Raw genomic sequence first — 25,431 nt, 5'->3', positions numbered from 1 at the left:
CGGGCTTCTCCGAACTCGTTTGCAGTATCTCAAGCTCACGCCATCCGTGTTCTCAGCACGATGCGGGGCTGGGGAGGGGCTGAGTAACATCATCATCGCGCGCTCGACCATTGAGCCACATCAAAGGCCGAGCACCAACCGGATTCTAAACTTGGTAGACGATCGGATCGCCACCTTTGATTCGAAGTCCTTCCTGTCATTCGCACGTCACGTCGCAGTTAAATAACTGGCCACCAAAGTGAATACGAAGGGGATGGCGTCATGGCTGATATGGCTTTGCCCGGTTCAATCGAGCCTGCGAGAAGACGCGGACCTAATCTTGATCGCGGCTTTCATCCGCTCGCCATCGTCGCATTTATGGGCACGATTGCAGCAGTTCTTCTATTTGTAGCCTATAGCATCTACGCGGACGTCGATGCGACCGGCGCGCGGGTGACAGCGTATCTTCCATTTATTTTGCTGTTCATCGCTCTCCTAATCGCTCTCGGCTTTGAGTTCGTCAACGGGTTTCATGATACAGCGAATGCCGTCGCAACCGTAGATCGCTGTGGTGTGGTCCGGCTGTTTCAATTTCCTTGGCGTTCTGCTGTCATCAGGCGCGGTTGCTTTCGGTATCGTTTCCCTGCTTCCAGTGGAACTCATACTTCAGGTCGGCAGCAGCGCAGGCTTTGCGATGGTCTTCGCCCTCTTGATCGCCGCGATTCTCTGGAATTTAGGAACCTGGTGGCTGGGACTTCCGGCGTCTAGTTCACATACGCTGATCGGCTCAATCATCGGAGTCGGTATTTCCAACGCACTGCTGCACGGGCGATCCAGCACCTCGGGCGTTGATTGGAGCAAAGCGACCGAGATCGGGTACGCTCTCCTGCTGTCGCCTCTGTTCGGTTTCTGCCTCGCAGCAGCCCTGCTGCTGGTGCTACGGACCATTGTCAAGAATGCAGCGCTCTATGCCGAACCCAAAGGCGATCAACCCCCGCCAGTGTGGATACGCGGCATTCTGATCTTAACCTGCACGCTGGTTAGCTTTTTCCATGGCTCCAACGACGGTCAGAAAGGCATGGGCCTAATCATGCTGATCCTGATCGGCACGGTGCCGACCGCCTACGCTCTCAATCGATCCATGCCGCAGAGCCAGATGGCACAATTCCAAACCAACTCGGCGGCCGCCAGTGATGTGATCGCGCAGAAGGCCACCGGCTACAACGTACTCGGCAACCCGCGGCCCGCTGTCACGGCCTACGTCGCGGAGCACAAGATCAGCGAGAGCACTTATCCGTCGCTCGCAGTGCTTGTAACCGACATCGCAAATCAGGTGGCCCGCTACGATTCGCTGGCAAAGGTGCCTGCCGAGACGGTCGGCAACACCCGCAACGACATGTACCTCACGTCCGAAGCGATACGGTTCCTGCTGAAGGACAAGGAGAAAGATCTGACTAGGGAACAGGTCGCGGTCTTGCACGCCTACAAGGGTTCGCTCGACGGAGCCACCAAGTTCATCCCGTCATGGGTCAAGATCGTGGTGGCGATCGCGCTTGGCCTTGGCACAATGGTGGGGTGGAAACGAATCGTGGTCACGGTTGATGAGAAAATCGGAAAGACCCATCTCACTTACGCCCAAGGCGCGGCTGCGGAGATAACCGCTGCGGCAACCATTGCTGCCGCGGACGGGTACGGCCTGCCGGTCTCGACGACGCATGTCCTTTCGTCCGGTATCGCCGGAACGATGGCCGCGAACGGATCGGGACTCCAGTTGGCAACCATTCGAAATCTCGCGATCGCCTGGGTTCTAACGCTGCCCTCTGCGATGATCCTTGCCGGCGTTCTTTACTGGATGTTTTCGAAGGTGTTTTGAAAAGGTCTTCTCGCCGCTGATTCCAAAATCACGCCTAGATTCCTACCGAGCGCTTATTTTTGCGATCTATCGCCGGCGACCGGGGACGACGCCCGAGTCGTCTCCGGCGGACCTACAGTCGCCTAGGGACGTTCGATCATCGCGAGCTCAATGCTTCACGAGCTGCGTGAAATCTAGCCGTCACGAATCCTCAGTAGATCACTGTCAGGAGCTGCGGAAGCGCCGGGCCTTTTTGAGGGCGAGACCGTGAGGCGATAGGCAACGAAAACTGCGGTATCACCGAATGTTTCTAAGACCTCACTACAGATCGGGCAGCGGAAATCCCAGCCTTGATTGGGCAACGATACCAGCTCTAGTCGTCTGAAGGCGGCTCCGCACTTGGTGCAAAAGACATCGGTTTGCCTCACGGTACCCCTTTGTATGCCCGTCATGAATCATAGGTAAACTGTCCCTATACTAGCGGCAAATCTTTGGCGTTATCCCGCTCGCCAAACGCCGGCCCGTACTTAATTTCCCGCGGGGCTTCACGCATCTAGGATGATGAAATGAACCGGTTGCAAATGTTCGTTGAGCATAGTGTGACTGGCGGCTACAGGTCGAAGCGCGCTGCATATGCGTTTGACCCCGAGAACCTGCCGCCGCCTGGCGAAAATCTGGAATGGAAAGCGGTGTCCTCGTTTAACGCCGCCGACGAGATAATGCGGGACGCCGGCTTAAAAGACATCTTCATACTCGCAGTCGATAAGGGTTGCGCCATCGTAGAGGAAAAGGTCGAGCTCGCGCTTAACTTCGAGAATAGTCATCAGCGGTGCAGATGACCAAAGGCATCCAGCCATTCTGACCTCTGTTCTGTCCACTCACGGCGCCGGGTCATGACCGAGTGGACGGCCTCGATCACGGGCGCGACAAGGGCATTTTTGTTGTCCGCCAACTCGATGATCGTCACGACCAGAAGATTAACATGACCTTCGTCATCGTACCGCAGGACGTGCTCTAGCATAGCACGCGCGGTCGCTTCGATGATCGCGCCGATCATGCGAGTGCAGGAGCCCATTGCTCTGCTTCGGGCAACGAGCTCGTACTTACCACGCCAGCCTTTCGCCATTTGCGCTGCAATCAGGTAGAGCGCGATCAGAAATTTCAATACGATTAGCGTGGTGCTCTGGAGGCTCAGCCTATAAGAGCACCGACGCCTTCATCAGAATTGATATCGAAACGTAAGCCCAACCTTGGCACCCTGTAGGCTCAAGTCCTCTTGGCCAGGTATGAACCAAAGTCCAAAGCCGAACGGCTGATCGAGGAGGGGCTGTTCCTTCTCCAGCAAAAACGGGCCGCACGCGACGTCGCCCGTTACCAAGCTCGCCTTTGGTAACGCCATCCGCACACGCGATACATATTCACGTCGCGTTCACTTCCCGACTCATAGCCTGTCACTCGCGTCTCGCTCGCGTCGCGGCGGCAACGAAATGATTTACTGACGTCGTGTTACTTACCCACCCACGGAGGTCTATATGTTTTTGAAGAAAATTCTAGGATTGGCCGCTCTCGGCGCGCTTCTGATTGCCGCGGCTCCCGCGCAGCAGTCGCAGGCGAATTCGCTCAGCCCCGGAATTTCTATCGGACAAAGCGACGCCGGCAAGCTGACAACCAACGTGCACCACATCAATGGGCAACCTCACCGTCACCCCCATCACAACCGCCATTGGCAGAACCATCACCATCATCACCACCAGTGGCAAACCCATTACCATCACCATCACCAGCACAAGATTCATGGCCACTAGCGCTGATCCCAGTCGGAGCCCATGGCACAAGCCAGCTCCGCACAAGGTCGAGCAGGCCTTGTGCGGGCCTGTTTCTTTAACGTTGCGCGCCTTCGAACTACCCGGTCTGTGTTGGGCGTCGATCTGAAAATTAGTGAGGTGCATGTTCGGCAGCGCGCCGCAAGGTGCCGCTTCCAAAGCCCGTCGCCGTCGAACTGACGCAGTGGAAATTGCGCTTCAGAGAAAAACGGCCGGCACTGGCTCATATTTTCGAATGGTTGCAGCAACATCCAGCTTCTTGGCAACATCAACGCGGCTTGATCCTAGCAATGATCGCCGCACAGGTGACTACGATCATTCACGCCCTAAGCGGGACGGACAGGGATAACGTGCGAGCTGGAAATTCTATGAGAGGCCGAGCGTCAGCACCCTTATGATCCCGTGCTCTTGGATGCCGGCGTGGACAATGCAACATGCGATCAACAATCAAGCAACACTCGAAATCCTCGTTAAACAATTGAATCTATTACAGAATGAAATAACGTCCCGTCAGGATTCGAACCTGCAACCCGCGGAGTAGAAATCCCTTTCTCCCGCGGAATAAACGATGCAGCCTTGACCTCGCGGCCTGTTGAAGGCACCTGTTGGCTGACTGGCGTTGTAGCCCCGTTTGTAGCTCGGCCAGAATCCCAACTGTCTCATGCCGTCTCCCGAGGGATCCTCCGGTTGCCTGAAATGCTTGTCGACAGTCACTGCCATCTGGATTTTCCCGATTTCGCCGATGAGCTCGACGGAATTGTTTCGCGCGCGGAAGCGGCGGGGGTTCGCCGCATGGTGACGATTTCGACGCGGGTGAGGGAGCAAGCGAAGCTGCTCGCAATCGCGGAGCGGTTTCCGAATGTCTATTGCTCGGTCGGCACCCATCCGCATCATGCCGACGAAGAGGACGGCATTTCTATCGACGAACTCATCGCGCTAACACAACATCCAAAGGTCGTCGCGCTGGGGGAGGCGGGACTTGATTATTTCTACGAGCACGGCTCGCATGAGGCGCAGGCGCGGGGATTCCGCACTCACATCGCCGCCGCGCGCGAGACCGGTTTGCCCCTGGTGATCCACACTCGGGAGGCGGACGAAAATTGCGGTCACATCCTCGAGGAGGAAATGACGAAGGGTGCGTTTCGAGCGGTGCTGCATTGTTACACCGGTGGCCGCGAGCTCGCAATGAAGGCGGTCGCGCTTGGATTGTATATCGGCTTCACTGGAATTTTGACCTTCAAGAAATCTGATGCGTTGCGAGCGCTCGCTGCGGAGTTGCCGGACGAGCGCATTCTCGTCGAGACCGATGCACCGTATCTTGCGCCTGGCAAGTTTCGCGGCAAACGCAACGAACCTTCTTATGTCGTGGAGACTGCGAAAGTGCTGGCAGACGCGCGCGACGTTTCGTTCGACGAAATTTCGCAACAAACCACCGAGAATTTTTTTCGGCTATTCTCCAAGGTGCCACACCCGGACGCAGCCGCATGACGCTGACGCTGACCATTCTCGGCTGCGGCTCGTCCGCTGGCGTGCCGCGTCCGGCATTGGGCTGGGGTGCCTGCGATCCCACCAATCCGAAGAACCGTCGTCGCCGCTGTTCGCTGATGATGGAGCGCGCATCGGAGCAGGGGACAACGCGCGTCCTGATCGACACCTCGCCCGACCTGCGCGAGCAATTGATCGATGCCAATGTCGATCATATCGATGCGGTGTTCCTAACGCACGAACACGCCGACCAGACTCACGGAATCGATGACCTGCGCTCCGTCGTACTGCATCAGCGCCGCCGGATTCCGGTCTATCTTAATCAATCGACGTCCAAGGATATCCTGTCGCGTTTTTCATACTGCTTCGTATCGCCCGAGGGCAGCGGCTATCCGCCGATCCTGGACAGCCATTCCATCGAGGCGGGCGAAAGCCAAACGATTGACGGTAAGGGCGGCGCGCTCACTCTATCGGCCTTTCTTGTGCAGCATGGCAATATCCCGGCCTTGGGCTATCGGATCGGCAACGCTGCCTATACGCCCGACGTGCACGATATTCCGCATGAAAGTTGGCAGGCGCTGGAAAACCTCAATCTGTGGATTATCGACGGCCTGCGCTACGCGCAGCATCCCAGTCATTTCAGCGTCGCGGATGCGCTGTCGTGGATCGACCGCTTCAAGCCCAGGCGTGCCGTGATCACCAACATGCACTCTGATCTGGATTATGAGGCCCTGCGGCGCGAGCTTCCAGAAAATGTCGCACCGGCCTACGACGGGATGCAGCTAGCGATCGATCCGGCCTGATGGATCGATCGGCTGAGATCTGGGACGCCAAACCAATTCTGCTGAGGTTTCTACTGGCCATGCGGCCGATGCGCAGTTTCGCCACCGCCTGCCGGATCCGCAAGACGACCCTGAGCTGTCCAAGCGCTTCTTGGAGGCTTGCAAGGCCAGAGCGGATGAGACAGCCAAGGGGCGCAAACAAGGAGTTCAATGCTGTAGTGAAGTCGCGTCGCCGGAGGACCGGAAATGAGGTCAATTTTCCTCGCCTGCATCATGCTTTTGATTGTCGAAGGAACGAAGGAGGTATCGGCATTCCCAGCTGACGCGAGCCTCGGTGTCGAGCGATCGGCCAACACGGCGGACAGCTTGATCCCCGTCAAGAAAGGCAAGGGTCACGGTGACCGCGATGAACGGTTTGAGCGGCACCCACGGTGGCCACGGATTTTCCCGTCACGGCGGCCATTCACGCGGCTTTCACGGGTTTGGTAGCGGCAATCAAAATCAGCCAAACGGCCAAAACTGACAGCGATTCCTTACTGTGCAACATCGCCCAATAATATTCCATAATATACCTTATGCGAATTATACAACGGGCGGCACACGTCCGCGTTTGATTTGTCACCGATGCTTGGGCTGATCTGGTTATTGGGTCTAACCCTCTTTCCCTCGACTAAATTCGTCGTGGCTCACGTTTACGCAGACGCCCACCTGTTCCGCCGGCCCGGAAGGCCCCGTTGCATTTCTCGCGGCCAAAAAAGCGCGGCTGCTCGCGGTAAGCGACCGTGTGTGCGATCCGGATGTGGGACCGCGCCATGCCGTATCGGTGCAGCGGCACGCGGGTTCGCGCCAACTTAAGCCGATGCCGAACCGGGTCATGGCCCTATGGTTCAGCCGCCACTCAAACTCGCATCACATCCGCAATCGGGTTGCAGTTTAATGAGTCCGTGATCTGTCACGGATCAGCGAGATCGCCATCAAGCGCGCTCGTTGAATCGCACCCGACTTAGGCCTGAACGCCGCAGTGACCAAACTGCCATCATAGAGGATGGAAAGTTGTTCAGCAATTTCCTTTGCTGGTTTGATCCCCGCGGAGGTAAGCATCCGTACGAACGCATCGCGCACGGCGACTTTGTGAATCCGAACCCAGCGAGGCGCGGGCAAGTTTCGACCATGCTGCTCAATTGCGGCGACGACAAATAGACAACCTCGGAAGGTCGATTTCGATGCAGCTTCCAACAGCAAATCAAATACGTCGCCGATTTTTGTTTCCAACGACGTAGTCTGGTTTTCTATTTTCCGCAGTCGTACGAGAGAGGCTTTGTGACGCGATTCAAGACAGGCCTCTACGAGATCGTCTTTGCTTGCAAAGGCGGAATAGAATGAGGCTTTTGCGACACCTGCCTGATCAATCAATTTATTGATGCCCGTTTCATGAATTCCTTCGTTAAAGAAGAGATCGTCAGCAGTGGTAAGAACACGCTCCCTCACCCCAAGCGCTCGACGCTTTGACCTGTCAAAATTCAATCTACCGCGAACTGCGCGAGGCGAGAGTTCTGCCTTATTGGTACTCAGCCTTTTTGTTACCATCCATCACCTCCCGATCAGCGCTGGCACATACATTGCTAGCCATTGCTACACCAACAATCTTCTCTTTCTGCGTGAAATGATCAACACTTTGTGAGGTTGATCGCAGAACAGAGTTGACAGTAGCCAACGATTGGTTAGCTTGGACAGACTTGTCTGTCTAGCTTCGAACGAAAACATCGATTGCCTGAGGAGCATGTAAGAACGGATCATCTGTAATGGGGTCGTTCGTTATCCTCGGAGGCGGCATCGAACATTTAACTGACGGGAGATAGTGTATGCTTGATTGGGCTAGTGTCAGGAGCAAGTTGCCGTTGCGTGTTGGTGAACTGCGCAAGCTTTCGCCCGACACCGTGGATGCCTATCGGTTAGCCAGTGGCGCGGGCACCAAGACCGGACATCTTAGTGAAAAAACGCGCGAGCTCATTTCGCTCGCTGTTGCCGTAACGACGCGCTGTGATGGATGCATCGCCGTTCACTCTGCGAAGGCGGTAAAAGAAGGCGCAACGCGCGAGGAGATCGCCGAGGCGCTCGGTGTTGCTGTCGCAATGAACACCGGAGCCGCTGTCGTCTTTTCCGCGAGAGTTCTCGACGCATTGGATTCGGTCGAAGGCGCGCGATAAGTCGCTTTCTCATTGGTCTCGCGCCGTGCGCGAATGCAACTCTTCCGGCTCGGAGCTGATCGAAAGCAACTTCGAGTCGGTTTGGTTTTGACAGGTAGGTCGGTCGCCGCTTTTATGCCAACCGTTTCAGTTCGGCACCGCGGCTGCAATTAAACGGAGCGGGCCACATATTCGCGCCAACCTTTTGCGCGTAACCCGCACGCTGGGCAATCGCCGCAGCCATAGCCCCACTCGTGCCGCGCGCCGCGCTCGCCAAGATAACAGGTATGCGAGTGTTCGCGAATGAGATCGACCAATCCAGCACCGCCTAGCTCATGCGCGAGCATCCAGGTCGCGCCCTTATCGAGCCGCATCAGCGGCGTATGCAGCTCGAACTGTCTGGTCATTCCAAGATTGAGAGCGATCTGCAGAGCTCTGATGGTTTCATCTCGACAATCGGGATAGCCGGAATAATCGGTCTCGCACATGCCGCCGACGATATCTGTCACGCCGCGCCTGTAGGCCAGTGCCGCGGCGAAGGTCAGAAACACCAGATTACGCCCCGGCACGAACGTGTTGGGCAATCCGCCCTCGCCCATTTCGATCGCGACGTTCCGGGTCAACGCCGTGTCGGAAATCTCCGCCAGCGTCGGGATGGCAAGGGTATGACTCTCGCCGAGTTTATCCGCCCAATCCGGACGCAGCGATTTCAGCCCCACGAGCAGCTTGTCGCGACAGTCAAGTTCGATGGCGTGGCGCTGGCCGTAGTCGAACCCCAGCGTTTCGACGCGCGCGAAACGTTGAAGCGCCCAGGCAAGGCACGTAGCGGAGTCCTGTCCACCGGAAAACAGAACCAGTGCGGTTCGAGAGTCTGGTTCGTCGATCATGGCGATGCCAATAGCATTCCTCGGTACCCCACGCCAATCGGCGAGGATTGCTTGGCCGGCTGCCTGCTTTTTGCTGGGCTAAGGGTGCGGCTTCCGGCATAGAGAACGCGAAAGTCCTTCGAACCGGTGAACCGATGACCCCTTCCCGCGATATTTCACGCCTGATCGAAATCATGGAGCAATTGAGAACGCCCGGCACCGGCTGCCCGTGGGATCTTGAGCAGACGTTTGCAAGCATTGCGCCCTACACGGTCGAAGAATCCTACGAGGTGGCGGACGCGATCGTGCGCAACGATCTGATTGATCTCTGCGACGAGCTTGGCGACCTGCTGTTGCAAGTTGTCTTTCACGCGCGCATGGCCGAAGAGCAGGATGCCTTTTCATTTGGGGATGTGGTCGAAGCGATTACGCGCAAGATGATCCGACGGCACCCGCATGTATTTCCCGACGGCTCAGGATACATTGCGTCATCGGACGTGAAAGGAACCTGGGAACGCATCAAGGCGGAGGAAAAAGCCGAACGTGCTGCACGTAAGCCGATGAAGGAAGCGCCGGCCTCAAGCCTGCTCACGGGCATCAAGGCCGGACAGCCAGCGTTGGCGCGCGCAATAGCCCTGCAGCAAAAGGCATCGACCGTTGGGTTCGACTGGAACGATCCCCGTGCCGTGCTCGACAAGATCCGCGAGGAAGCGGACGAGATCGAAGCGGCGTTGGATCATGGCGACAAGTCCGATATCGCGTCTGAGACCGGCGATCTCATGTTCGCGCTGGTCAACCTCGCACGCCATGTCGAGGCCGACCCTGAAATGGCGCTGCGTGGAGCCAATGCGAAATTCGAGCGGAGGTTCGCTTACATCGAACAAGCGCTCGTTGCGAGAAATCGTTCTCTTGAGGACGCGACGCTCAAGGAAATGGACGCACTTTGGAACGAGGCGAAAAATAAGGAGAAGATCAGCGTTTAGGTCTCAAAAATCGAACTTTATGCTGTGCGTCGGTCCTACTTCGGCAGATCGCGCCCTCAAAGCTTCCTTCAATATTGGAAAGGCGTCTTTTGGCTCTTGTAGTCCATCAGCGAAATGGACTATTTTATGCAACAGATATTCATAATCGTAGCCAAGATTTGTACGCTCATATTTAATTGTCATTTCGATGCGAAATCGCACACTTCCGATCAGCAGAACAAAGAATGAATGATGAGGGGGATCTCGATCTTGACTCCCCCAAACAAGAAAAGCGTCACGCTCTCGATCCGCGAGCCAAGAAGTTAAGTAAATAGGACCTCCCGCCGGGCTACTGATCGCACCGATTTTCTCTTTATCTTGATCTGAAATAACTTCCCTCACGAATACCATTTAGTCGTTCCTATATCGAGCCAGCCTTGATTGTCATCATATCGTTTCGTGCTCCCGCGACGAAGTTGGGTGTTGCGACTCGGCGATTGGGATCGCTTGTACGCAGGTCGCGCCGGAAAATGTCGCTTGGCTGCGACGACGTATTGCAAGAGCAACTTACACACCGGTCTGACTAATGAACTTGGTGATAAGATAGGACTCCATCGCCTCGGTTCCACCTTCCGAGCCGTAGCCGGAATCCTTGACGCCTCCGAAGGGATTTTCCGGCAGAGCCAGAGCGACGTTGTTAATTCCGACCATGCCGCTCTCAATTGCAGCGCCAATGGCGGTTACTGTCCTGGTCGAACTGGTGAACGCATAGGACGCGAGGCCATATGGCAGCCGGTTCGCTTCCTCAGCGGCCTCGTCGAAACTCGAGAACGACGAAATCAGCGCCAGCGGACCGAACGGCTCCTCGTTCATGGCGCGGGCGTCCTTCGGCACATCAGTGATTACAGTCGGTTCGAAAAAATAGCCCTTGTTGCCGACACGATGACCGCCTGCCGCAAGCTTGCCGCCCTTACCGACCGCATCTTGAACAAGGCCTTCCACCGCGGAAACGCGGCGCGAATTGGCGAGCGATCCCATATGTGATTCAGGGTCAAGCCCGTTGCCGACCTTGATCGCCTTGGCGGCTTCCGTGAACCTGCCGACAAAATCCTTATAGACCTTGTCCTGCACCAGAAGGCGCGTCGGCGCGGTGCAGACCTGGCCGGCGTTGCGAAATTTGGCGCCCGAGATGATCTTGACCGCGCTTGTAATGTCGGCGTCGTCGAACACGATGGCCGGCGCATGACCGCCAAGTTCCATGGTCGCGCGCTTCATATGCAATCCGGCGAGCGCTGCGAGCTGCTTGCCTACTGCCGTCGAGCCTGTGAAAGATATTTTCCTGATGATCGGATGCGGGACCAGATACTCGGAGATTTCGGCAGGCACGCCGAATACGAGATTGATCACGCCATCGGGTACCCCCGCATCGACGAACGCGCGGAGCAGTTCGGCGGGAGACGCCGGCGTTTCCTCGGGCGCCTTGACGATAATCGAGCAGCCGGCGGAAAGCGCAGCCGACAACTTGCGGCAGACTTGATAAATCGGAAAATTCCATGGCGTGAAAGCCGCCACCGGACCAACCGGCTCCTTGATCGCAATCTGATAGATACCCGGCCCGCGCGCCGGAATCACGCGGCCATACGTCCGTCGAGACTCTTCTGCAAACCATTCAATGACGTCCGCCGCAACCAGCGTCTCGGCTTTGGCTTCAGCGAGAATCTTGCCCTGCTCCATGGTCATCAGCGTTGCGATGCTGTCGACCCGCTCCCGCATCAAGGCTGCCGCCTTACGCATGATCTTGGCGCGCTCGAAAGGCGCGACTGCTCGCCAGAGCTTAAATCCCTTGTCGGCGGCGGCGAGCGCCTCGTCGAGGTCGGCACGGTCGGCATGAGCGACCGTTCCGATCTGCTCTTCGGTAGCGGGGTTGAAAACGGCGATAGTCTTGCCGGAGGCGCTGGGGCGCCACCTCCCGTCGATCAGCAGCGATGTGTTCTGATAGCTCAAGGAGATCTCCTGCGGCTTTCGTGAAATTGGTGGGCATGGAATGGACCGCGGCTTTACCGGTCAAGACCGGTCCTGCGCGACCCTTCTTTGCGAAAAGGAATCCGGTGACGCAGCGCACAGAGTCTCGATTCAACTGCGTTGAACCAAACTCTGCTTTATTCTCTTCAACTGAGCATGATCTTGTCCGAGAACCGGTTTCCACTTTCGGGATCATGCTCTAAAGCGGGCGTGGTACCGCGCCATATTGGTTGACGAGTATGTCTCGTTTTGTCTCGTCGACCCTGACGGTCATATCGTAATGGCCGTCGCGCAGTTCCTTGGCGAGCACTTCGGAGTTTCGATGCAGCCAACTGATCGCCGCGCCATTCGAGGCATCGACCGAAAGGTCCAGCGTGGTTCGGGTTGCCGCGAGTTGATCCTCGATCGCCGCGAGCAGCGGCTCGACCCCCTCGCCAGTTTCGGCAGAGACGAGAAAACGGGGCACATCCGTCGAGCGCCGTGCAGCTATGTTTTCCAGATCTTTGCGCTGATCCGCATCGAAGCGATCGATCTTGTTCCAGACTTCGAGAACGCGCGTCGTTCCTCCGGGGTCGATGCCAAGTTGATGCAGCACCGTTTCGACGTCGTGTTGCTGCGCCCCGGTATCCTCGTGCGAAATGTCACGAACATGAAGGAGAATGTCGGCCTCTATCACCTCCTCCAGCGTCGCGCGAAACGCAGCGACGAGCTGAGTTGGCAAATTGGAAATGAATCCAACGGTGTCCGATAGCATTGCCTTTGCACCGTGAGGTAACACAAGCGAGCGCAGCGTGGGATCGAGCGTCGCGAACAGCTTGTCCGCTGCCTGAACATCGGCGCGCGTCAATCGATTGAACAGCGTCGATTTGCCGGCATTTGTATACCCGACGAGCGCGACCACACGATATGGCACGCGTTGCCGCCCGGCGCGATGCAGCCGTCGCGTCGCCTGTACCTTTTTGAGTTCGCTTTCCAGTCGCGTGATGCGATCGCCGATCAGGCGACGGTCGGCCTCGATCTGCGTTTCGCCGGGCCCGCCCATGAAGCCGAAGCCACCACGCTGCCGTTCAAGATGGGTCCAGGAGCGCACCAGACGGCTACGCTGATAGTTGAGATGGGCGAGCTCAACCTGAAGCGCCCCCTCTTTTGTCTTGGCGCGGCGCCCAAAGATTTCAAGAATCAAGCCCGTTCGGTCTAAAACCTTTGTACCCCAGGCTTTTTCCAGATTGCGCTGTTGAATGGGTGACAACGCACAATCCATCACCACGAGACTCGCTTCATCGGCGATGATCAAGCCTTTCAACTCTTCGACCTTGCCCTTGCCGAGATATGTGGCAGGCCTGATCTGGCTGACCGGAGCGACTATCGCCTGAACCACATGGAGGTCGATCGCCCTCGCGAGACCGGCGGCTTCATCCAGCCGGGCGTCGGTATTGCGCAGGGTGCGTCCCGTCCGCGGTGTCTCGGCATCGCCGCCCCGCGCCCGCACATAGGGACCGATGACGATCGCTCGTCCGGTCGGCTTGTTCTGCATCGACCCCGATGGGTCGATGCTCCCCTCTAATTGTCTGGTTTCCAATCAGGAAACTTTCAAATGCATGCTCAAAGCGGACCGTCCTCGCCACCCTCGAACAACTGGATCGGAGCACCCGGCATGATGGTCGAAATCGCGTGTTTATAGACCAGTTGCGAATGGCCATCGCGTCTAAGGAGCAGACAGAAATTATCGAACCAAGTAACAATTCCCTGTAGTTTGACTCCGTTCACCAGAAAGATCGTCAGGGGCGTTTTCGTCTTGCGAACGTGGTTGAGGAAAGTGTCCTGTAGGTTTTGTGCGCGCTCTATCGCCATTTTTGTTATCCGCAGTTCAGCTTTGTTTTTTGAGCCGGAACAACCCTCCCGGAGCGTCCCATGGCCGCCGGCTCCCTCTGAGTTCCTCCTCATGGATCCGGCACCTGGATTAGAGGGCAGAGCATGATGTTACGCAAGCCAGTTCGGGCCATAGGTTCGCCCGGATTTACAAAAACCATCAGGAAAATGCTGAAAAGCGGTGGAATTCTTCCCGAAGCTGCCTTGTAATACCACCCGGCTGACCATTTCCCACCGCCTGACCGTCGATCGCGACGACGGGCATGACGATCTGAGAAGCCGAAGTTACAAAAGCCTCCGCCGCTTCGCGCGCTTCCGCAGGTGTGAATGGGCGTTCTTCCAGCCTGATCTGAAGAGCCCCCATGACTTCCACGAGCACGGCCCGCGTGATGCCTGCGAGAATGCCGCGGTCCACTGACCGGGTGACAGCGCGGCCGTCTTTCGTCACGATCCAGGCGTTGCTCGAGGCACCTTCGGTAATGAATCCGTCGCTGTCGACATACCACGCCTCATAGGCCCCCTTCTCGCGAGCCTCCTGCTTTGCCAGCACATTAGGCAGCAGCGACACCGACTTGATATCCACCCGCGGCCAACGATTTTCCGCCAGCGTGATCACCTTGATGCCGGTAGCGGCGGTTTGCTGTTTTTTTTCGTAATCGAGCGCACGGGCTGTGATGACCACGCTCGGTTTCACAGAGCTTGGCGGAAATGCATGATCACGCCGAGCAACGCCACGAGTCACCTGCAGATACACTATCCCGTACGTCACGCGATTCCGTCGTACCACCTCTCGCATAATGATCGCGAGCGCCGTGATCGGCATCGGTTCGGCGATCTGCAACTCGCGCAGCGACCGCTGCAAGCGGGCCATGTGCCGGGGAAAATCAACCAGCCTCGCGCCCCGCACTTCGCAGACCTCATAAACGCCGTCGGCAAACTGATAGCCGCGATCCTCGACATTGACGCAAGCATCGCGCAGATCGCGATATCGGCCGTTGACATAAGCAATTCGCGACATGCGGCGAGTTCGCTTCAGGGTTCTAGTTGACGCCGAGCGCCTTGAGTTTGCGATGCAACGCCGAGCGCTCCATGCCGACAAACTCCGCGGTCCGAGAAATATTATTGGAGAAACGACTGATCTGAGCGATCAGATAGTCGCGCTCGAAAACCTCGCGAGCCTCTCGCAGCGGCAAGCCCATGATGTGCTCACCATTGACGCCTGACGGCATTGCCGGAACCATGGAGCCGACATCCTGCGGTAACATATCCGCGGTGATGATGACCTCCGGACCCCCGCCAGCCAGGATCATCACGCGCTCGACATTGTTTCGGAGCTGCCGAACATTGCCGGGCCAGACATGAGATTGCAGTACGGCCATCGCGTCGTCGCCGATCTTTCGCTTCGGTAGCCCGCTTGCGGCAGAGATATGATCCATGAAGAATTCAATCAGCTCGGGAATGTCCTCGCGGCGTTCGGACAGTGCCGGAACGCGGATCGGTACCACTGATAACCGATGGTAGAGGTCTTCACGGAACCGGCCTGCGGCAATCTCCTCCTCCAGGTTGCGCGCTGTCGACGAGATGATGCGCACATCCACCTTGATCTTGGTCGTGCCACCAAAGCGTTGAAATGTCTGATCGACCAGAACCCGCATGATCTTGTTCTGAGTCTCGCGCGGCATATCGCCGATCTCGTCGATGAACAGCGTTCCGCCATGCGCTTCTTCCAACGCGCCGGCCTTGCGGGGCTGCTGGCCGTCGATCTGCTCGACGCCGAACAGTTCGGACTCCATGCGTTCCGGTGTAATCGCCGCAGCGTTAATGACGACAAACGGTCCTTCAGCTCGGCTCGACTGATTGTGAAGCGTTCGCGCTGCCAGTTCCTTACCGGATCCGGACGGGCCGACGATCATGATGCGGCTGTTGGCTTTCGCCGCGCGCTCGATGGTTTGCCGAAGTTGATTCACGCATGGCGAACGTCCGACCAGCGAGCTTGCCGCCGGCGCAAGCTGCTTCAGTTCACGCACCTCGCGCTTTAGACGTGACGTTTCGAGGGCACGCGTCGCCACTAGAATCAGTCGATCGGATTTGAAGGGCTTTTCAATGAAGTCATAGGCACCGCGTTTGATGGCCGCAACTGCCGTTTCGATGTTACCATGACCGGAGATCATAACAACCGGCATATCGGGACTGTCCTGCTTGATCATTTCGAGCAGTTGCAGCCCGTCAAGCTTACTGCCTTGCAACCAGATGTCGAGAAACACCATGTGCGGACGGCGGTTTGAAACCTCCGCAAGCGCTTCATCGCTGTTACGCGCGGTTCGGGTTGTGAAACCTTCGTCTTCCAGGATGCCCGCAACGAGGTCGCGAATGTCCGCCTCGTCGTCAACAATGAGAATGTCGTGTGCCATGAATTGGATCCGCCTCGTCAGTCGCCGGTAGCGACCTCAGTCTTTGTTTTTTCTTCGGTCAAGTTATCGCCGTTAGTCGCTCCATCCTTGCTAATGGTTCCAACATTCGCCTGCCCTGCGACGGCAAACCGCAACCGCATCCAGGCTCCCCGCGCCTCCGGCTTTATCGCAGAAGCGTCGTTGAGTTCGAGCTTGCCGCCATGGTCTTGCAAGACGCGCCCCACAATCGCGAGACCAAGGCCGGTGCCCTTCTCGCGGGTCGTTACGTACGGCTCCAGCAGCCGCGCGCGCGCAACTTTCGGTAAGCCAACACCATTGTCGATCACATCAATGACGATGTCGGCTTCTTCCCGCGCGGCGATAACATCGATCCGGCCTTTTCCGAGTATCTCCGGCGGCACGGCTTCGATAGCTTCGGCTGCGTTCTTGATGATATTGGTCAGTGCCTGCGAGATCAGCCGCCGATCAAACTGCGCGCGCAACGGTTCGTTCCTGATGTCGGCTTCTATATCGATCTCGGGATGTCCGACACGCATCAGGAAAACTGTCTGGCGGACTGTATCGGCGACATCCTCTCCTTCCATCACAGGCTTCGGCATTCGCGCAAAACGCGAAAACTCATCAACCATCCGCCTGATATCCTCGACCTGACGCACGATCGTATCGGTGCACTGCTCAAAGATCGGCTTGTCTTGGGTGATCGCCTTGCCGAATTTGCGGCGGATGCGTTCGGCCGACAGTTGGATCGGCGTCAATGGATTTTTGATTTCATGAGCGATTCGTCGCGCCACGTCGCCCCAGGCAGACGTGCGCTGCGCGGTCACCAGCTCCGTGATATCGTCCAAAGTAATGATGTAACTGTCACGTGATTGACTGGTTTGCTCGGCACTGACGCGTACCGAAACATTGCGCTCATTGCCGTCCCGATTAAGGGTAATCTGGCCCTGCACCAGCCGCTGCGTCCCTTCCCTCGCCGTTTGCATGAGATCGCTCAGTTCGGGTACCACCTCGGACAACGGATGCCCCAGCGTTTCCGATTCGGAATGGCCGATCAGCTTCTCAGCCGAACGGTTCAGGATGCGGATAGTATTGGCGCCGTCGACGCCGATGATGCCGGCGCTGGCCGACGACAATACCGCCTCGATGAAACGCCGCCGGCTGTCGATCAAGCCGCTCGCGCTAACGAGTTCGTCGCGCTGGGTTCGCAACTCAGCCGTCATTTTGTTGAAGGTTTCACCGAGCTGCGCCAGATCTCCTTCGGATTTCAGGACAGGTACCTGAACGTTCAAGTCGCCGGTGGACACGACGTTGGCGGCGTTCATCAACCGGCGGACGGGTGCGACGAACCGGTCGGCGAAGTTCAAGCCGAGCAATACCGACGCCATCAGAATGGTCAGGGCAATGACAGCGAACATCAGCGCGAAGGCCACCTGGATGCCGAGCCGCTGCGCCTCGATCGTGGCGTATCGGTCCGCGCTCGCCTGGGTCTGCTTCAGTTGCGCGAGGACGTAGGGATCGACCAGTCTTGCGACGTAAAGAAAGGTGTCCTGGAACGCGCGCAGGCGAATGACGGCGGCGACAGAGTTTGTCTCTCGATTGAACGAGATCTCCGGACTTTCTTCGTTCACACTCTGGAGAATGTTGGGTTTCGGTGTGTCATAGGGTACATTGATGCCGGTTTGCGCCGATACAAGCATGTGGCCTTCTTTATCAATCAGCATCGCGCCCGGAAGGTTGCGGGCATTGGCGCTCGAGGTCAGGAGCCGCAGAAATGTCACGCGGTCCTGGTCGTACAGCGGCCGTGCATTGGAAATGTCGTTGGCCATGCCGAGGATGTCACCCCCAATGAGTTGGGCGTGCGCGTTCGCATAGGCGAGCGCAACGATCCGCGAGTTTTCAATGACCTGTTTGACCGGTCCTGAAAACAGACGGTCGAGGCCGCGGTCGATGGTGACGTTGGCCACGACCGAGACCAGGACCGCCGGCAGCACCGCGATTACCGAGAACAGACTGACGATCTGGATATGCAGCTTCGCGGCGGCGCGACCCCGGCGGCGTGCTTGCACGACACGCCAGACCTCGCGAGCGATAATACCGACGAGCAGGAGGATGATACCGGCGTCGACCAACAGAAACGCGATGACGACCCGGTTGGTCGGCACGATCGGCGTGAGACGGACCAAAACCACAAATGTCAGGAAGGCCGACAGCAACGCCAAGCCAATCGCGACCGGCGCCAATAGCCGGCGCATGGTCCAGCCGCGCGACTCGGCGAGTGTCGGATCGTGTGATGGAACCGGCGTGTCTGCTGTGGTCATCCGCAAAAAGGTTGGGTGTTGGGGCTAGCGTCGGTCAACCAGCGAACTGATGCAATCGTACAACAATGTTGCACAATTGGGACATTTCCGCGGCGCAAACATCGGGCGCGAACCGGCAAAACAACTGGAATCGTCAATCAAACGTGAGCAGTGGAAAACTGACCGGATAGCCCCCCGCTTCTACCCTGCGGACCGATAGACTTGGATGTCCAGATCGCGAATTTTTTTGCGGAGCGTGTTGCGGTTCAAACCTAGAAGGTCGGCTGCCCGGATCTGGTTGCCATGGGTAGCGGTCAGCGCGGCGGTGAGAAGCGGAACCTCGATCTCCCTGAGAATGCGGTGATACAAGCCCGGCGGTGGGAGCCCATTCGGGAAGCTGGCGAAAAGCGACGACAGGTGCATTTCGACGGCGCCACTGAGACCATTGATACTATGTCCGCCGATTCCGGAGGCCACCGCAGGTGATGCAAGTTCGCAATCGATCACCGGGCCGGTGATGATATCTTGCGGGTAAAGCGCCGCAAGCCTGCGCGCCAGGTTTTCCAGCTCGCGGACGTTGCCGGGCCAGCGGTGCCGCTTCAAGCGCTCGAGCGCAAGCGTGTCTAGCTTCTTGAGCGGCAGCCCATCCCTTTCAGCGAGGACAAAGAAGTGCCGGATAAGATCCGGCAGATCCTCGATGCGTTCGCGGAGCGGCGGCAGGCGCAGCGGTACCACGTTAAGGCGGAAAAAAAGATCCTCGCGAAATAGCCCCTGCTGGATCAGGATACGAAGATCCTTGTTGGTTGCCGCAACGATGCGGACATCCGTCTTGATGGCGGTCCTTCCCCCGACGGTGCAATATTCACCCTGCTGAAGCACGCGGAGCAGACGTGTCTGCGCCTCCATCGGCATATCGCCGATTTCATCGAGGAAGAGGGTCCCTCCTTCTGCCTGCTCGAAACGGCCTGACGCGCGAGCGTTTGCACCTGTGAATGCGCCGCGTTCGTGGCCGAACAATTCCGACTCGATAAGGTCGCGGGGAATTGCCGCCATATTCACGGCTACGAAGGGACCGTTGCGGCGCTTGCCGTAGTCGTGAAGCGCGCGCGCGACCAGTTCCTTGCCGGTGCCGGACTCGCCGGAGATCATCACGGTCAGGTCGGTCTGCATCAGCCGCGCCAGCACACGGTAGATTTCCTGCATGGCAGGGGATCGACCGATCAACGGAAGGGAATCGCATTCGTTCTCGTCGCTGCCGGTGGCCGCACGCTCCTTGGGCTCAGCGAGCGCGCGGCCCACGATTGCGATGAGCTCCTTGAGATCGAACGGTTTGGGGAGATATTCATATGCACCGCGCTCGGACGCGCGGACCGCCGTCATGAAAGTGTTCTGCGCGCTCATCACAATGACCGGCAGGTTCGGCCTGATTTTCTTGATGCGCGGTAGCAGATCGAAAGCGTTCTCGTCCGGCATCACCACGTCAGTGATGACGATATCTCCTTCGCCCTGGCTGACCCATCGCCACAGCGTTGCGGCATTGCCCGTCAGACGCACATCATATCCAGCACGCGACAAAGCCTGATTGAGCACCGTGCGGATGGCTCCATCGTCATCGGCGATAAGTATGTTGGCTGGAGGCATTTTGTCCTCATACTGGATGGCGTGCGGCGCATGACGGCATTCCGGATGCGGTAACGTCATTGCCAAGCTGGTCTACTGGACTGGAATCGAACATCGGTAGCAGGATCCGGAAGGTGGTCTTGCGCGGCTGCGACTCGCACTCGACGATGCCACCGTGGTCCCCTACGATCTTTGCGACCAGCGCGAGGCCGAGCCCGCTCCCGGTCTGCTTGGTGGTTACGAATGGATCAAACAGGTTCGGAAGCAGGTCCTCCGCTACGCCGGGACCGTTGTCCTTGACGCAAAATTCCAGCGGCAGCGAAACCCGCGCTTTCTTGCCCGGGTGGGAAAGGTGCAAGCCTGGGCGGAATGCGGTCGTGAACTGGATTTCTCCCTCTTCTCCGAGATCAGAAACGGCTTCCGCAGCATTTTTGACAAGGTTCAGAAAGATCTGAACCAGCTGATCCCGGTCGGCGAGGACCGGCGGAAGCGACGGATCGTAATCCTCAGTGAATCTCACCTTTCGCGCGAAGCCCGACTGCGCGAGCCGTTTGACATGATCGAGGACAGCGTGAATGTTGACTGGCCCCCACCTCATCGGCCGCTCGTCGCCGAATACCTCCATGCGATCAACCAACGTGACAATGCGGTCCGCCTCGTCGCAGATCAGGCGGGTCAGCATTCGGTCGTCCGGCGTCGCCCCCTGTTCGAGAAGCTGCGCCGCGCCGCGAATGCCGGAGAGCGGGTTCTTGATCTCGTGCGCGAGCATGGCCGCAAGCGCAATCACCGAGCGCGCCGCGCTACGATGGGTCAGCTGCCGATCCATCTTGTCAGCGATGGTGCGCTTTTGGATCATCACCACCACATGAGCGGGCCGTTCCGTCAGGGGCGCGACATGCAGGTCGACCTGACGATCCCGGCCGATCCTTGGCGTGCCGAGATCGACCTTGAACTCGTTTACAGGCGCACCGCTCTCGCGAACCTGATCGATCAGGGTCAGGAGCGGGCTGCCGAAGGGGACAAGCTGCTTTAGCGGCTCGCGTTGTAGGAACTGCTTCGACATCTCGAAGAAGGACTCTGCCGCGATGTTGGCGTCGACGATCCGACCGTCAGGCGCGACCAGCAGCACGGGGTTCGGCAGTGCGTTGAGAATAGCCTCGCTATCGCTGGGCGCGACGCGCGGGCGCTGTGCGATCGAACTCATGCCGCAGCCCTCCACGCGAAGTCCTCGAACGCATCCGCCAGTGATCGCTGTACGCAGGCCGGATCATCCGCCTTCAGAATTTTCCCCCGCCACGTCTTCAAGATCGGTGTTGGTACAGCGCGAAGCGCTGCCGCCGTATCGAGTGCCCAGCCGAGATGCTTTCGCGCATGACGAAGCCCTATGCGCAGGCCGTAGTGCAGGAGCAGGTCGTCATAGAGCGTGCGGATATACGTCAACTGATCCGCGAGCGGAGGATGCGGTTCTTCGATACCGGTTTCGAGCTGCCGCCCAATCTGACCAGGCATCCAGGGGCGGCCCTGCGCACCGCGCCCCACCATGACAGCATCGGCCCCCGACGCCTCCAACGCCGCGACGGCTGCGTCGAACGACGTGATGTCGCCGTTGACGACGACGGGAATGCGGACCGCTTCTTTCACCGCTCGCACGGCCTGCCAATCGGCGTGACCCTTGTAGAACTGGCAACGCGTACGGCCGTGAACCGTAATCATATGCACGCCAGCGGATTCGGCGCGCTGCGCCAGCGAAGGCGCATTGAGCGAGCCATCGTCCCATCCGAGGCGCATTTTGAGTGTGACCGGCACTTTCACCGCGCCGACCGTCGCCTCGATCAGATCGAGGGCATGATCGAGATCGCGCATTAGCGCCGAACCCGACTGACCGCCTGTCACGTGGCGAGCGGGACAACCCATGTTGATATCGATGATGTCGGCGCCGGCCGCCTCGGCGATCCGGGCGCCTTTCGCCATCCAGCCTATCTCACAGCCGGCAAGCTGAACGACGTGCGGTCCGTGACCGGTGGCTTCACAGCGGAGCACGGACATGGGCCGCCCCCGGACGAGATCGTCGCTGGCAGTCATCTCGGAAACAACGAGCCCTGCCCCCAACGCTTCAGCAAGGCACCGGAAGGGCCGGTCCGTGATTCCCGACATCGGCGCAAGAAGAACGCGGTTGCAGATGGAAATACCTCCAACCGCGAACGGCTTAAGACCTGGTGACGGAGCAGGACCGGTCGGGCTCGTGCTCATGGTGCAACTACTCCGTCGCAGCCTTACTGACCGATAATCAGCTTATTTATTAGGCAAAATAGATACATGCCTATACAATAGCCAGTTTCCGGTATCTTGCAACTGCGCTGCAACGATTAATTCGCCACCTGCAGTTTTGCTACCTTCATGGTAAGGGCTTGCTCAAACAACCTGATTCCTTCACAGCGATTCCAATGCTCACCTCAAAACGAACTGCCGCCATCATCGTTGCCGCTGGCCGGGGCCTGCGCGCTGGCGCTGGAGGCCCCAAACAATACCGGACAATTGGCGGACGAACCGTGATTTCGCGGGCGATGGAGGCGTTCTGCCAGCACCCCGACGTATTTGCAGTTCAGCCGGTGCTCAATCCCGACGACCTTTCCATGTTCAATCAGGCCGTCGCCGGATTCCGCTATCGCCAGCCGGCGAATGGCGGAGCCACCCGCCAAGCCTCCGTTCGCGCAGGCCTCGAGGCATTGGCAGACGACGCACCGGACATCGTGCTGATCCACGATGCCGCCCGCCCGTTCGTAACACCGGCACTGATCACGCGCGCAATCGACGCCGCGGATAAAGCCGGCGCGGCGGTGCCCGCTATTCCCGTTACCGACACCATCAAACAGGTTGATGCATCCGGCGCGGTCAACGCGACCCCCGACCGTGCAAAGCTGCGGATCGCGCAGACGCCGCAGGCGTTCCATTTCGATATGATTCTCGATGCGCATCGCCGTGCGGCGCGCGACGGCCGCGACGATTTTACCGACGACGCCGCGCTCGCCGAGTGGGTAGGATTGACGGTTGCGACATTTGAGGGCGATGCTGCAAACATGAAACTAACAACTCCCGAAGATTTCGTGCGCGAGGAAGCGCGCCTCGCGGCATCGCTCGGCGACATCAGGACTGGCACCGGCTATGACGTGCACGCCTTCGGCGACGGCGATCACCTCATGCTGTGCGGTCTGAAGGTTCCGCACAATCGCGGTTTCCTGGCGCACTCCGATGGCGACGTCGGTTTGCACGCGCTTGTCGATGCCATTCTCGGAGCGCTCGCGGACGGCGACATTGGTTCGCATTTCCCTCCCAGCGATCCGCAGTGGAAGGGTGCGGCTTCCGATAAATTTCTGAAATACGCTATCGACAAAGTTACGGCGCGCGGCGGCCGCATCGCCAATCTCGAAGTCACCATGATATGCCAACAGCCGAAGATCGGACCTCTGCGCGACCAGATGCGCGCTCGTATCTCGGACATCACTGGGGTCGCCATCTCGCGTATCGCTGTCAAGGCGACGACCAGCGAACGGCTCGGCTTCACCGGGCGTGAGGAAGGAATCGCGGCTACCGCCAGCGCCACTGTCCGCCTGCCGTGGAACGACAAGGGCTGGGACACCTGACATGAGCGGCAGCGATACACGCGCCCTGTCGCGTTCGCTGCTCGACCTTTGCCGGATGCGCAAGCTTACCATCGCAACGGCCGAATCCTGCACCGGCGGACTGGTCGCCGGGGCACTGACCGAGATTCCCGGCTCCTCGGACGTCATCGATCGCGGTTTCGTCACCTATTCCAATGACGCCAAGCGCGCGATGCTTGGCGTTAAATCCATCACGCTCGACAGTTTTGGCGCTGTCAGCAAGGAAACCGCGACCGCAATGGCAGTTGGCGCGCTGGAACGAGCCGGCACCGATCTGGCCGTCGCCATCACCGGGATCGCTGGTCCCGGCGGCGCGACACCCGGCAAGCCCGTGGGCCTTGTTCATTTCGCGGCCGCAGCACGTGACGGCCGCCTGATCCATCGCGAATTTCGCTTTGGTGCCATCGGTCGGAGTTCAGTACGGCAACGTTCGGTTGTCGAAGCCCTGCGGATGCTGATGGAATTAGCGCGCGGCCCGAAGCCGCCTGCGAAAGCCCGCCGCGAAAGCGTTAGCCGATCACGACCGCGAGCAGCGCGTACGCCGGCGCGTCGTATTTCCGAGCGGCGGCGTACCGCAGGACCGGTGAAACCTTCTCCAAAGAAAACCTAGGACCGTATCGCGTCAACTCACCACCTTCGGCGAACCGTAGACAGCATCGGCGCGTTTCTCGAATGCGGCTGCAAAGCGTTGGAACGCGGTGTCGAACATCGCGCCCATCAGCATTGCCAGCATCCGGCTCTTGAACTCATACGTGATGAAAAACACGACATCGCAGCCTTGATCCGGTTTCGGCTCAAACGTCCAGCGGTTCTCCATGTGGCTGAACGGTCCGCGCAGATACTCGACGAAAATTTTGAGGTTCGGCCGATCCAGCGTCACCCTGCTCGTAAAGGTCTCGCGCACCAGTTTGAACGACACGGTCATATCGGCGACCACGACCTCCTTACCGTCGGCCGCGGTGGTACGCTGACGCACCTTCAGCGACTGGCATAGCGGCACAAACTCCGGGTAGCGTTCGACGTCCGCCACCAGATCGAACATCTCGTTCGCGCTGTGACGAACGCGGCGTTTGCTTGAAAACAACGGCATCAGTGAACGCTCTCTGAAGCGGAAAGATCGTGCAGATAGCGGTCTGCCTCAGATCGGCGCGTGAAGCGCATTAGGATCTGATCGGAGCGCAAGCCCTCAAGGAAGCGCGCAAGCTGCGAACGCTGTTTTTGGCGGAAAGTCCAGACATAATGCAGAAAGTCGGCATCGAACCTTTCCGGACAGCCCGGCGACATCTCAGGCCTTACCCGTCCATGACCAGTCGCTGTTCTGATCATGACGTCGATCATACAGGTCATCCGCGGCAGATCTAACCAGACCACGGTGTCGGCACGTTCACGTCGCAACATACCCGCGTGCGAGAGATAATTACCCTCCATGACCCAGTGCGGGGCATTTGTCGCTTCGGTCACGCGCCTGTCGAAGTCGGCACCTTCGGATGGGGTCCAGCCGGATCTCCAAAACAGGGCGTCGAGCGATACCATGGGAACGTCCATGATCGACGAGAGCTTTTTGGCGAACATGGATTTGCCGGATCCCGGCGATCCCACGACCAGAACACGCTGCATG

General features: G+C 58.4%; 23 protein-coding genes and 1 pseudogene. 8 read left to right on the top strand and 16 right to left on the bottom strand.

The window, feature by feature from the left end; genetic code table 11:
- Nucleotides 1-261 precede the first annotated feature (261 nt).
- Together ACZ5IL_RS13605 and ACZ5IL_RS13600 are read left to right on the top strand one after the other, a co-directional pair.
- Nucleotides 262-1,852: pseudogene (locus ACZ5IL_RS13605) on the top strand (inorganic phosphate transporter).
- 545 nt (nucleotides 1,853-2,397) lie between these two features.
- Nucleotides 2,398-2,670: a hypothetical protein gene (locus tag ACZ5IL_RS13600; protein ID WP_464592199.1), complete on the top strand. Its 273-nt coding sequence runs from the start codon at nucleotides 2,398-2,400 to the stop codon at nucleotides 2,668-2,670.
- Here ACZ5IL_RS13600 and ACZ5IL_RS13595 read toward each other — a convergent pair.
- A complete protein-coding gene (locus ACZ5IL_RS13595; RefSeq protein WP_464592197.1) occupies nucleotides 2,655-2,996 on the bottom strand; it encodes a hypothetical protein in 342 nt (113 codons plus the stop codon). The two genes, ACZ5IL_RS13600 and ACZ5IL_RS13595, sit on opposite strands and share 16 nt — an antisense overlap.
- Nucleotides 2,997-3,381: 385 nt before the next feature.
- Nucleotides 3,382-3,633: a hypothetical protein gene (locus tag ACZ5IL_RS13590; RefSeq protein ID WP_464592195.1), complete on the bottom strand. Its 252-nt coding sequence runs from the start codon at nucleotides 3,631-3,633 to the stop codon at nucleotides 3,382-3,384.
- A 717-nt stretch (nucleotides 3,634-4,350) separates the two neighbouring features.
- Here ACZ5IL_RS13590 and ACZ5IL_RS13585 point away from each other — a divergent pair.
- Both ACZ5IL_RS13585 and ACZ5IL_RS13580 read left to right on the top strand, forming a co-directional pair.
- Nucleotides 4,351-5,142 carry a TatD family hydrolase gene (locus ACZ5IL_RS13585; RefSeq protein ID WP_464596906.1) on the top strand — a complete coding sequence of 264 codons (792 nt, stop codon included), beginning with the start codon at nucleotides 4,351-4,353 and terminating at the stop codon, nucleotides 5,140-5,142.
- Nucleotides 5,139-5,942 carry an MBL fold metallo-hydrolase gene (locus ACZ5IL_RS13580; RefSeq protein WP_464592193.1) on the top strand — a complete coding sequence of 268 codons (804 nt, stop codon included), beginning with the start codon at nucleotides 5,139-5,141 and terminating at the stop codon, nucleotides 5,940-5,942. Before ACZ5IL_RS13585 ends, ACZ5IL_RS13580 begins: the two co-directional genes overlap by 4 nt.
- 912 nt (nucleotides 5,943-6,854) lie before the next feature.
- Here the strand turns inward: ACZ5IL_RS13580 and ACZ5IL_RS13575 are convergent.
- A complete protein-coding gene (locus ACZ5IL_RS13575; RefSeq protein WP_464592191.1) occupies nucleotides 6,855-7,508 on the bottom strand; it encodes a TetR/AcrR family transcriptional regulator in 654 nt (217 codons plus the stop codon).
- A 275-nt stretch (nucleotides 7,509-7,783) separates the two neighbouring features.
- Between ACZ5IL_RS13575 and ACZ5IL_RS13570 the strand changes: the two genes are divergently transcribed.
- Complete coding sequence (locus ACZ5IL_RS13570) at nucleotides 7,784-8,128, top strand: carboxymuconolactone decarboxylase family protein (protein ID WP_425909230.1); 345 nt, start codon at nucleotides 7,784-7,786, stop codon at nucleotides 8,126-8,128.
- Nucleotides 8,129-8,277: 149 nt separating this feature from the next.
- On the opposite strand, the gene queC is transcribed toward ACZ5IL_RS13570, so the two are convergent.
- Nucleotides 8,278-8,994 (bottom strand): 7-cyano-7-deazaguanine synthase QueC, encoded by a 717-nt coding sequence (queC, locus tag ACZ5IL_RS13565; protein ID WP_464592188.1) that lies wholly within the window; start codon nucleotides 8,992-8,994, stop codon nucleotides 8,278-8,280.
- A gap of 134 nt (nucleotides 8,995-9,128) precedes the next feature.
- On the opposite strand from queC, the gene mazG reads away from it, so the two are divergent.
- On the top strand, nucleotides 9,129-9,956 hold the full coding sequence (gene mazG, locus ACZ5IL_RS13560) for a nucleoside triphosphate pyrophosphohydrolase (protein WP_464592186.1): 828 nt from the start codon (nucleotides 9,129-9,131) through the stop codon (nucleotides 9,954-9,956).
- A gap of 3 nt (nucleotides 9,957-9,959) precedes the next feature.
- Here mazG and ACZ5IL_RS13555 read toward each other — a convergent pair whose 3' ends face one another.
- From ACZ5IL_RS13555 to dusB, 10 genes are all read right to left on the bottom strand, one after another.
- Complete coding sequence (locus ACZ5IL_RS13555; RefSeq protein ID WP_464592184.1) at nucleotides 9,960-10,346, bottom strand: hypothetical protein; 387 nt, start codon at nucleotides 10,344-10,346, stop codon at nucleotides 9,960-9,962.
- Nucleotides 10,347-10,502: 156 nt separating this feature from the next.
- A complete protein-coding gene (locus ACZ5IL_RS13550) occupies nucleotides 10,503-11,939 on the bottom strand; it encodes an NAD-dependent succinate-semialdehyde dehydrogenase (RefSeq protein WP_464592182.1) in 1,437 nt (478 codons plus the stop codon).
- A gap of 217 nt (nucleotides 11,940-12,156) precedes the next feature.
- Nucleotides 12,157-13,536, bottom strand: coding sequence for a GTPase HflX (hflX, locus tag ACZ5IL_RS13545; protein WP_464592180.1), 1,380 nt, complete (start codon nucleotides 13,534-13,536; stop codon nucleotides 12,157-12,159).
- A gap of 23 nt (nucleotides 13,537-13,559) precedes the next feature.
- Nucleotides 13,560-13,808, bottom strand: a complete 249-nt coding sequence (gene hfq, locus ACZ5IL_RS13540; RefSeq protein ID WP_425909222.1) for an RNA chaperone Hfq — start codon at nucleotides 13,806-13,808, stop codon at nucleotides 13,560-13,562.
- A 178-nt stretch (nucleotides 13,809-13,986) separates the two neighbouring features.
- Complete coding sequence (locus ACZ5IL_RS13535) at nucleotides 13,987-14,844, bottom strand: D-amino-acid transaminase (RefSeq protein WP_464592178.1); 858 nt, start codon at nucleotides 14,842-14,844, stop codon at nucleotides 13,987-13,989.
- 22 nt (nucleotides 14,845-14,866) lie between these two features.
- Nucleotides 14,867-16,237: a nitrogen assimilation response regulator NtrX gene (gene ntrX / locus ACZ5IL_RS13530; RefSeq protein ID WP_309773997.1), complete on the bottom strand. Its 1,371-nt coding sequence runs from the start codon at nucleotides 16,235-16,237 to the stop codon at nucleotides 14,867-14,869.
- 17 nt (nucleotides 16,238-16,254) lie between these two features.
- Nucleotides 16,255-18,555, bottom strand: a complete 2,301-nt coding sequence (locus ACZ5IL_RS13525; protein ID WP_464592175.1) for a sensor histidine kinase NtrY-like — start codon at nucleotides 18,553-18,555, stop codon at nucleotides 16,255-16,257.
- A gap of 180 nt (nucleotides 18,556-18,735) precedes the next feature.
- A complete protein-coding gene (ntrC, locus tag ACZ5IL_RS13520) occupies nucleotides 18,736-20,175 on the bottom strand; it encodes a nitrogen regulation protein NR(I) (RefSeq protein WP_464592173.1) in 1,440 nt (479 codons plus the stop codon).
- Nucleotides 20,176-20,182: 7 nt separating this feature from the next.
- Nucleotides 20,183-21,358, bottom strand: coding sequence for a two-component system sensor histidine kinase NtrB (locus ACZ5IL_RS13515; protein WP_464592171.1), 1,176 nt, complete (start codon nucleotides 21,356-21,358; stop codon nucleotides 20,183-20,185).
- Nucleotides 21,355-22,404 (bottom strand): tRNA dihydrouridine synthase DusB, encoded by a 1,050-nt coding sequence (dusB, locus tag ACZ5IL_RS13510; RefSeq protein WP_464592169.1) that lies wholly within the window; start codon nucleotides 22,402-22,404, stop codon nucleotides 21,355-21,357. Before dusB ends, ACZ5IL_RS13515 begins: the two co-directional genes overlap by 4 nt.
- Nucleotides 22,405-22,598: 194 nt before the next feature.
- Here dusB and ACZ5IL_RS13505 point away from each other — a divergent pair, with 194 nt between their 5' ends.
- On the top strand, nucleotides 22,599-23,795 hold the full coding sequence (locus ACZ5IL_RS13505) for a bifunctional 2-C-methyl-D-erythritol 4-phosphate cytidylyltransferase/2-C-methyl-D-erythritol 2,4-cyclodiphosphate synthase (RefSeq protein ID WP_464592167.1): 1,197 nt from the start codon (nucleotides 22,599-22,601) through the stop codon (nucleotides 23,793-23,795).
- 1 nt (nucleotide 23,796) lies between these two features.
- On the top strand, nucleotides 23,797-24,423 hold the full coding sequence (locus ACZ5IL_RS13500; RefSeq protein ID WP_464592166.1) for a CinA family protein: 627 nt from the start codon (nucleotides 23,797-23,799) through the stop codon (nucleotides 24,421-24,423).
- 12 nt (nucleotides 24,424-24,435) lie between these two features.
- Here ACZ5IL_RS13500 and ACZ5IL_RS13495 read toward each other — a convergent pair whose 3' ends face one another.
- Complete coding sequence (locus tag ACZ5IL_RS13495) at nucleotides 24,436-24,903, bottom strand: type II toxin-antitoxin system RatA family toxin (RefSeq protein ID WP_425909206.1); 468 nt, start codon at nucleotides 24,901-24,903, stop codon at nucleotides 24,436-24,438.
- Nucleotides 24,903-25,430: an AAA family ATPase gene (locus ACZ5IL_RS13490; protein ID WP_464592163.1), complete on the bottom strand. Its 528-nt coding sequence runs from the start codon at nucleotides 25,428-25,430 to the stop codon at nucleotides 24,903-24,905. Before ACZ5IL_RS13490 ends, ACZ5IL_RS13495 begins: the two co-directional genes overlap by 1 nt.
- Nucleotide 25,431 lies beyond the last annotated feature (1 nt).

This window comes from Nitrobacter sp. CN101 (assembly GCF_055390255.1).
Note: the sequence above shows the minus strand (reverse complement) of the source record. Positions and strands in the feature narration are given on the sequence as shown.

Coding starts and splice junctions, on each gene's coding strand:
- ACZ5IL_RS13585 (WP_464596906.1), top strand. CDS start 4,351: ATGCTTGTCGACAGTCACTGCCATCTGGATTTTCCCGATTTCGCCGAT.
- ACZ5IL_RS13515 (WP_464592171.1), bottom strand. CDS start 21,358: ATGAGTTCGATCGCACAGCGCCCGCGCGTCGCGCCCAGCGATAGCGAG.
- ACZ5IL_RS13575 (WP_464592191.1), bottom strand. CDS start 7,508: ATGGTAACAAAAAGGCTGAGTACCAATAAGGCAGAACTCTCGCCTCGC.
- dusB (WP_464592169.1), bottom strand. CDS start 22,404: ATGAGCACGAGCCCGACCGGTCCTGCTCCGTCACCAGGTCTTAAGCCG.
- ntrC (WP_464592173.1), bottom strand. CDS start 20,175: ATGCCTCCAGCCAACATACTTATCGCCGATGACGATGGAGCCATCCGC.
- queC (WP_464592188.1), bottom strand. CDS start 8,994: ATGATCGACGAACCAGACTCTCGAACCGCACTGGTTCTGTTTTCCGGT.
- ACZ5IL_RS13570 (WP_425909230.1), top strand. CDS start 7,784: ATGCTTGATTGGGCTAGTGTCAGGAGCAAGTTGCCGTTGCGTGTTGGT.
- ACZ5IL_RS13495 (WP_425909206.1), bottom strand. CDS start 24,903: ATGCCGTTGTTTTCAAGCAAACGCCGCGTTCGTCACAGCGCGAACGAG.
- ACZ5IL_RS13500 (WP_464592166.1), top strand. CDS start 23,797: ATGAGCGGCAGCGATACACGCGCCCTGTCGCGTTCGCTGCTCGACCTT.
- ACZ5IL_RS13490 (WP_464592163.1), bottom strand. CDS start 25,430: ATGCAGCGTGTTCTGGTCGTGGGATCGCCGGGATCCGGCAAATCCATG.
- mazG (WP_464592186.1), top strand. CDS start 9,129: ATGACCCCTTCCCGCGATATTTCACGCCTGATCGAAATCATGGAGCAA.
- ACZ5IL_RS13535 (WP_464592178.1), bottom strand. CDS start 14,844: ATGTCGCGAATTGCTTATGTCAACGGCCGATATCGCGATCTGCGCGAT.
- ACZ5IL_RS13525 (WP_464592175.1), bottom strand. CDS start 18,555: ATGACCACAGCAGACACGCCGGTTCCATCACACGATCCGACACTCGCC.
- ACZ5IL_RS13600 (WP_464592199.1), top strand. CDS start 2,398: ATGAACCGGTTGCAAATGTTCGTTGAGCATAGTGTGACTGGCGGCTAC.
- ACZ5IL_RS13555 (WP_464592184.1), bottom strand. CDS start 10,346: ATGGTATTCGTGAGGGAAGTTATTTCAGATCAAGATAAAGAGAAAATC.
- ACZ5IL_RS13580 (WP_464592193.1), top strand. CDS start 5,139: ATGACGCTGACGCTGACCATTCTCGGCTGCGGCTCGTCCGCTGGCGTG.
- hfq (WP_425909222.1), bottom strand. CDS start 13,808: ATGGCGATAGAGCGCGCACAAAACCTACAGGACACTTTCCTCAACCAC.
- ACZ5IL_RS13505 (WP_464592167.1), top strand. CDS start 22,599: ATGCTCACCTCAAAACGAACTGCCGCCATCATCGTTGCCGCTGGCCGG.
- ntrX (WP_309773997.1), bottom strand. CDS start 16,237: ATGGCACACGACATTCTCATTGTTGACGACGAGGCGGACATTCGCGAC.